Below are 5,361 nucleotides of genomic sequence, written 5' to 3'. Positions count from 1 at the left end.
CTTTTGGCCAGACGTTCCAGGGAGGCGGCGTCGACTTGGTCGGTCCGCCCAAACGAGTAAATCACCTTCGCTTTCGCATATTTGGCCTTCGGATCCCATTCGTTGTGCGCCAGTTGCAGGTACGTGACTTGGCTACCATCTTTATTTGTGCGTTTCACTTTTCGTAAGTACATGCCTATATCATAGCACGTATATACCTGAAAGTAAAGATTAATTATCCACAAATGTGTGCCTATTAATAAGTGGGATTTTTACTCTGTCCACAGGGGATAAACGTTTGATATATCAGGATTCTGCATAAAAAAAGAGCACAAAATGTGCCCATGACTGTCGAAGACGAGTTAAAAAATCCGGCTGCCAAATTAAAAGAGCCGAAATTAGGCACACGAATTCCTAAGTTTCTTTCCGAACATGAAATTGAGCATCTTAGAGAAGGATGCCATACTTCGATGGAAAATGCCTTGTTTGAGTTTTTTTATTCAACAGGCTGTCGCATCGGAGAGGTAGCGAAGTTAGATCGAGATGATATTAATTTAACAAGAAACTCGGTAATTGTGCACGGAAAAGGTGACAAGGAAAGAGAAGTGTATTTTAATATACGCTGCGGGATTTGGTTGAAACGGTATTTGGATGAACGTGATGACGACGAACCCTGTTTGTTTGTAACAGAACGTAAACCGAGAAGGCGTATGAGTATAGACACCTTGAGATACACTGTTAAGCGTATTTCCAATCGTGTTGGAATCAAAAAAACGATTCATCCCCATCAATTACGCCACAGTTATGCTACACACATGGTAGACAATGGTGCACCTCTTGAAGTGATTCAAAGCCTTCTTGGCCATGAAAAGAGTGAGACAACAAGGATTTATGCTCATCTTAGTGGGAAATTAAGACATGATTTTTACAGCAAGTACTTCTGAATAGGGTCATTTAACGGAATAAGTATGTTGGTCTTTTATCGTGGAAATTGAGAAGGATATTAGAAATGTCGAAAAGCTTCATAGCTAACTTAAGGGAGGGGTTAGGAAATGAGTGAAACGAGTCAAACTAATAACATGCCCGTATTTTTTCCAATTATTATTGGATTAGTGGGAATTGGTGTTATTATAAGCTATTCTATAAATTTTAGTGAAAGTGATGGAGCAGCTTTTTTTATTATATTGGGTGTTGTTATTACAATCAGCAGCATTTATCGAATATACAGGATGTTAAATAAATAGAAAAAAGTTCTTCAAGAAACGAAGCGCGCTAATTGAATAACGATTGAAAAAAGGGAAGTGGGGACTTATGGGGGGAGACTACAATAAAAAGAACAAACCAATGACAAAAACACAAAAGCTGATTTATAGCATGCTTTGTCCTTTTATTGTAGGATTTGTGGTTTACCTTATTAACTTAATTGAAGGTGAACCATTCCAATTAGAGGTTGCTCTGCCTATTATGATTGGAGTATCAATACCTCAATGGGTTGGTATATGGTTCCTCCATGATTTTTATTGGAGGAAATCATCAAATAAAGAAGGATATGAAAAAAAGAATCAGGGTTTAAGGTATACAACATTTTGGCTTTTCATTATATCTATAGTCTTGTTTATCATTTTGTATTTTAGTTAGTTTATTATAAAAATATTGATGTGATGAAGATGTGAGTTGTAAAGCAAACGAAGCGCATTAGCGGAATAAGAATTGTGCTCGTTATTGGCTTATCGGGCCAGATCGTTAAAGATCGATTTATGTTTTGTTGAGGAGGTATCGATTATCAGTGATCATATCTCGGCCGATGAATATAAAAAATTAAAGAATAAATCATTGATTAATACGTTTATTACTATCCCAATATCCGTGGTTGTCCCTCTTTATTTCTTTGCTTCGCTTATTGAAGGCGAGTTAATTCCTTTTAACGATTTTTTGGGTCCGATCGCTGCGGTTTATATTGTATCGTCTCTAATATGGATCTTCACGAATACAGACAAGCGAATTAAAAGAGAAAAACGAATAGAATTTAAAAAGAAGAATAAAAGCAAAAAGCGTGTTGTTATCGAGAATAGTATATTTACCCTATTGTTTATCCTGCTCTTTGCTTACGCTATATTTTTAACTTAATGTTTAATGTCCAATTATTCTTTGAAGTGGGGATTCAGCAAACGAGCGCTATTCTCGAATAAGCATTCCTGCGTTATTTTATTTTTAAAGGGCCATTTAACGGAACAAATGTATTGTAAAACTGAGGGGGAATAAAGGGATGGTAAAAGTTTTACGACTAGATAGCACCGAAGAACAAATAGATGAAATATCCAATCTTTACAAAGAAATTTGGGAAACAGATGATTCAATAAAAACACGATTTCTTAGACATTCAACCTATGAAGATTATAAAGGCTTGGTGGCTCAAAATGATAAGGGTGAAGTTGTAGGATTTTCATATGGCTACATTTCGTTACCAGGACAATATTACAATGGCTTGTTGGACAGAGAATTTAGTTCCGAAGAGAAGATAAAATGGCTGACAGATTGCTTTGAATTTGTAGAATTAGCTGTTCTGCCGTCTTATAGGAAACAAGGCATTGGAAGTCAATTAATTACAGAATTATTGGAAGGTGTAGAGAATAAAACAGCATTGTTAACCACCCAAGTAAATAACAATTCAGCACGTAATTTGTATAAAAGTTTAAATTGGAAAGTCTTAAGAGAACCATTCTTTCCGCATGATAAAAATGATCCTTTTATTATTATGGGTAAAGAGTTATTATAACTTACTTCTATTACTTAAACGAGCGCAAGAAAGGCATAAAACTTGTGTCACTATTGCATATAAGGCCAGAAAGTTGAAAGGAATCAGTAATGTTAGGTGCCATCATACACGGATTCGTATTGTCCTTCGGATTAATTTTAGCTTTTGGAGCGCAAAATATATTCCTTTTTAATCAAGGGGCTGCTCACAAAAAGTTACGGCATACCATGCCTTCGGTTGTAACAGCTTCGATTTGCGACACCATTTTAATTGTTCTTGCGGTTTTAGGCGTATCTCTTATAGTCATGACTGTACCTGTTTTTCAAATCATCTTTTTTGCGGCTGGATTCCTTTTTCTTATTTACATTGGATGGTCGATTTGGTCAAGTGATCCAGTAGAGGTTAATAAACAACACGGAGCTATGAGTGCAAAAAAACAAATCCTATTCGCTATATCTGTTTCTCTTTTAAACCCACATGCTGTGCTTGATACGGTAGGCGTTATTGGAACCAACTCTCTAAGGTATTCTGCAACCTCCGAATTAATTGGATTTACAATAGCATGTATTGTTGTATCATGGGTGTCTTTTATCGGATTAGCGATGATTGGTAAAACCATTCGTACGATCGATAAAGAAGGAAAAATCGTCGTTCTTATTAATAAAATTTCAGCAGTAATCATTTGGGGGGTAGCTATCTTTCTAGTATATCAATTGTATTTGTTGATCCAATAGTGATTGCTTACGAGGAAAAGGTAGTTAAAATGATTTACCGCAAACGAGGCGCGAAAGAGGAATAAGACTTGTGCCTATCTTACATTTACAGAAAGAAGGAATAGAGAGGGTGTCATTAAATGCTGTATCAATTTATTGTGTATTCAAAGAAAGAAAACCTGATGTTGTTCGATACTCATAATGACAAAATATCTTTACCTTACTTTCAATCTAAGCCTTTTCATATTGCAGATACAAAACCAATAAATGAATATTTTTATAATCAGTATCATCTATGTATAAATGTATTAAAGTGCTGGACTGAAGAGGACTCAAGATTAGTTTATGAAGCCGAAGTTTTGAATGGCGAAATTCCATATGATAGCAAACGCATCATTTGGCTGAATCCATTCAACCGTAAAAATGTATATAAACTCCCCAAACAGGGGCAACGGATTTTGCAGCAGTGGACAAAGAATGAATCCTATCTAATGCCGTGGTTCCAATATGGTTTCCGGGATGAAATTGATAAATGGGTAGGAAGGCAATTAACGGGTAGCTTTGCCATTGAGCAGGTAAGAAGCTGGGAAAAAGGGTTATTACTAAAAGTTCGTGCCGATGACAACAATTATTATGTTAAAACGGTTCCGTCCATCTTTGATCATGAACCATTTGTACATAAAAGTATGCCGGAATTTGTACCAGAAGTTATTGCAACCGATGAGCGAAAGAATACATATATGATGAGAGAAATTAATGGGGAGCTCCTTGGTTATTCTAGAGACATTTATCAATGGGAAATAACTGCCTTACGAATCGCTAAACTTCAGAAGAAATATATGCATGGTGAAATACAGATAAAGAAAACGATACCTAAAAGGCCTATTGAACAGGTGCTTACTGAAAAGCAAATGAATAAAACGATAAGATCTCTACAAAATTATATTTCTAATGTGTCTTATCAGGCGTTATCAGAAAGCATACCTGATGTTCTGTCTTTAGTACAATCAGCCAAGTCGTTGCTATCCATCGATCATGGTGACTTATTTGGTGGCAACGTCATTGTGGAGAATGGTGAACCATTCATATTTGATTGGTCTAATAGCTCGATGACCCATCCTTTTCTAAGTGTCGTTCATCTAATGGAAGAGGTGGCTGATTTCTTTTCAGAAAATCTAAGTGAAGAATTATTAAACGTTTATTTATGTGAATGGACAGATTATGGACAAATCGATAAGTTGAGGGATGAATTTTCGATCGTTCGCTTACTTGAACCCATTTATTATCTTGGTGTACATATATTACATATTTTCCCTTCATTTCACTATAATGTTGATAAGGAAGAAATTATAGAAGCGTATGTAACCAAATGGTTAAGCAATAAAAATAAAATCAGCGAGCATGTTTGAGTTTACTCGATGTTTCTTTTTAAGCAAACGAGGCGCTTTAATTGAATAGTGTTCTTCATGAATTGTGCCAGATTGTTGCATAAATCATAAAGTTTTAAATCATACGCTATTCTTGAAAACGAGAAATGAAGGTGGAAGTCATTATGGTGATACAGGGAAGCTTTGTGTACCTAAGACCTATCAAAGATGAAGATATGGAAAGCATTCATCATTCTTGTCAGGATGAAGAGTTTCTCTATATGACTGGTACTCGGCAGTCATTTACTCTTAATGAAATTACAGAAAAATATAAACAGTTTAGTGAGAACCCTACACGTTATGATTTCGCCATTTGTCTGTTGGATAATTATCAATTAATAGGTCATTTAGCCATCTTAGAAATTGATCCAGACAATAAAAAAGCAGGTTTTAGAATATCGCTACATAGTCGAAGTGCTGTAAACAAAGGTTATGGTACTGAAGCAACTCAGCTTGCACAAAAATTTACTTTTGAGGAGCTTAAATT

At 35.6% G+C, this 5,361-nt stretch carries 6 protein-coding genes and 2 pseudogenes; 7 read left to right on the top strand and 1 reads right to left on the bottom strand.

What is annotated here, in order from left to right; genetic code table 11:
* Positions 1 to 173 (bottom strand): annotated as a pseudogene (locus BLS58_RS18110) (IS1634 family transposase); the annotation flags it as partial.
* A 168-nt stretch (positions 174 to 341) separates the two neighbouring features.
* Between BLS58_RS18110 and BLS58_RS17020 the strand changes: the two are divergent.
* From BLS58_RS17020 to BLS58_RS16985, 7 genes and pseudogenes are all read left to right on the top strand, one after another.
* A pseudogene (locus tag BLS58_RS17020) lies at positions 342 to 923 on the top strand (tyrosine-type recombinase/integrase); the annotation flags it as partial.
* 108 nt (positions 924 to 1,031) lie between these two features.
* Positions 1,032 to 1,223: a hypothetical protein gene (locus BLS58_RS17015; protein WP_090400328.1), complete on the top strand. Its 192-nt coding sequence runs from the start codon at positions 1,032 to 1,034 to the stop codon at positions 1,221 to 1,223.
* Positions 1,224 to 1,290: 67 nt separating this feature from the next.
* The gene (locus tag BLS58_RS17010; protein WP_090400326.1) at positions 1,291 to 1,617 is read left to right on the top strand and encodes a hypothetical protein; all 327 of its coding nucleotides are present in this window, start codon (positions 1,291 to 1,293) and stop codon (positions 1,615 to 1,617) included.
* A 628-nt stretch (positions 1,618 to 2,245) separates the two neighbouring features.
* The gene (locus BLS58_RS17000; protein ID WP_090400322.1) at positions 2,246 to 2,755 is read left to right on the top strand and encodes a GNAT family N-acetyltransferase; all 510 of its coding nucleotides are present in this window, start codon (positions 2,246 to 2,248) and stop codon (positions 2,753 to 2,755) included.
* Positions 2,756 to 2,844: 89 nt separating this feature from the next.
* The gene (locus tag BLS58_RS16995) at positions 2,845 to 3,468 is read left to right on the top strand and encodes a LysE/ArgO family amino acid transporter (RefSeq protein ID WP_090400320.1); all 624 of its coding nucleotides are present in this window, start codon (positions 2,845 to 2,847) and stop codon (positions 3,466 to 3,468) included.
* 119 nt (positions 3,469 to 3,587) lie between these two features.
* Positions 3,588 to 4,856: a phosphotransferase family protein gene (locus BLS58_RS16990; protein ID WP_090400318.1), complete on the top strand. Its 1,269-nt coding sequence runs from the start codon at positions 3,588 to 3,590 to the stop codon at positions 4,854 to 4,856.
* Positions 4,857 to 4,999: 143 nt separating this feature from the next.
* On the top strand, positions 5,000 to 5,361 hold a 362-nt coding region (locus tag BLS58_RS16985), incomplete at its 3' end, for a GNAT family N-acetyltransferase (RefSeq protein ID WP_090399193.1).

This window comes from Natribacillus halophilus (genome assembly GCF_900100185.1).
Lineage (GTDB): Bacteria > Bacillota > Bacilli > Bacillales > Marinococcaceae > Natribacillus > Natribacillus halophilus.
The sequence above is the reverse complement of the archived record's forward strand: the minus strand, read 5'-3'. Positions and strand labels throughout refer to the sequence as shown.

Bases quoted from the DNA above. Each gene is read 5' to 3' on its own strand.
- BLS58_RS17015 (WP_090400328.1), top strand. From the start codon at position 1,032: ATGAGTGAAACGAGTCAAACTAATAACATGCCCGTATTTTTTCCAATT.
- BLS58_RS17010 (WP_090400326.1), top strand. From the start codon at position 1,291: ATGGGGGGAGACTACAATAAAAAGAACAAACCAATGACAAAAACACAA.
- BLS58_RS17000 (WP_090400322.1), top strand. From the start codon at position 2,246: ATGGTAAAAGTTTTACGACTAGATAGCACCGAAGAACAAATAGATGAA.
- BLS58_RS16995 (WP_090400320.1), top strand. From the start codon at position 2,845: ATGTTAGGTGCCATCATACACGGATTCGTATTGTCCTTCGGATTAATT.
- BLS58_RS16990 (WP_090400318.1), top strand. From the start codon at position 3,588: ATGCTGTATCAATTTATTGTGTATTCAAAGAAAGAAAACCTGATGTTG.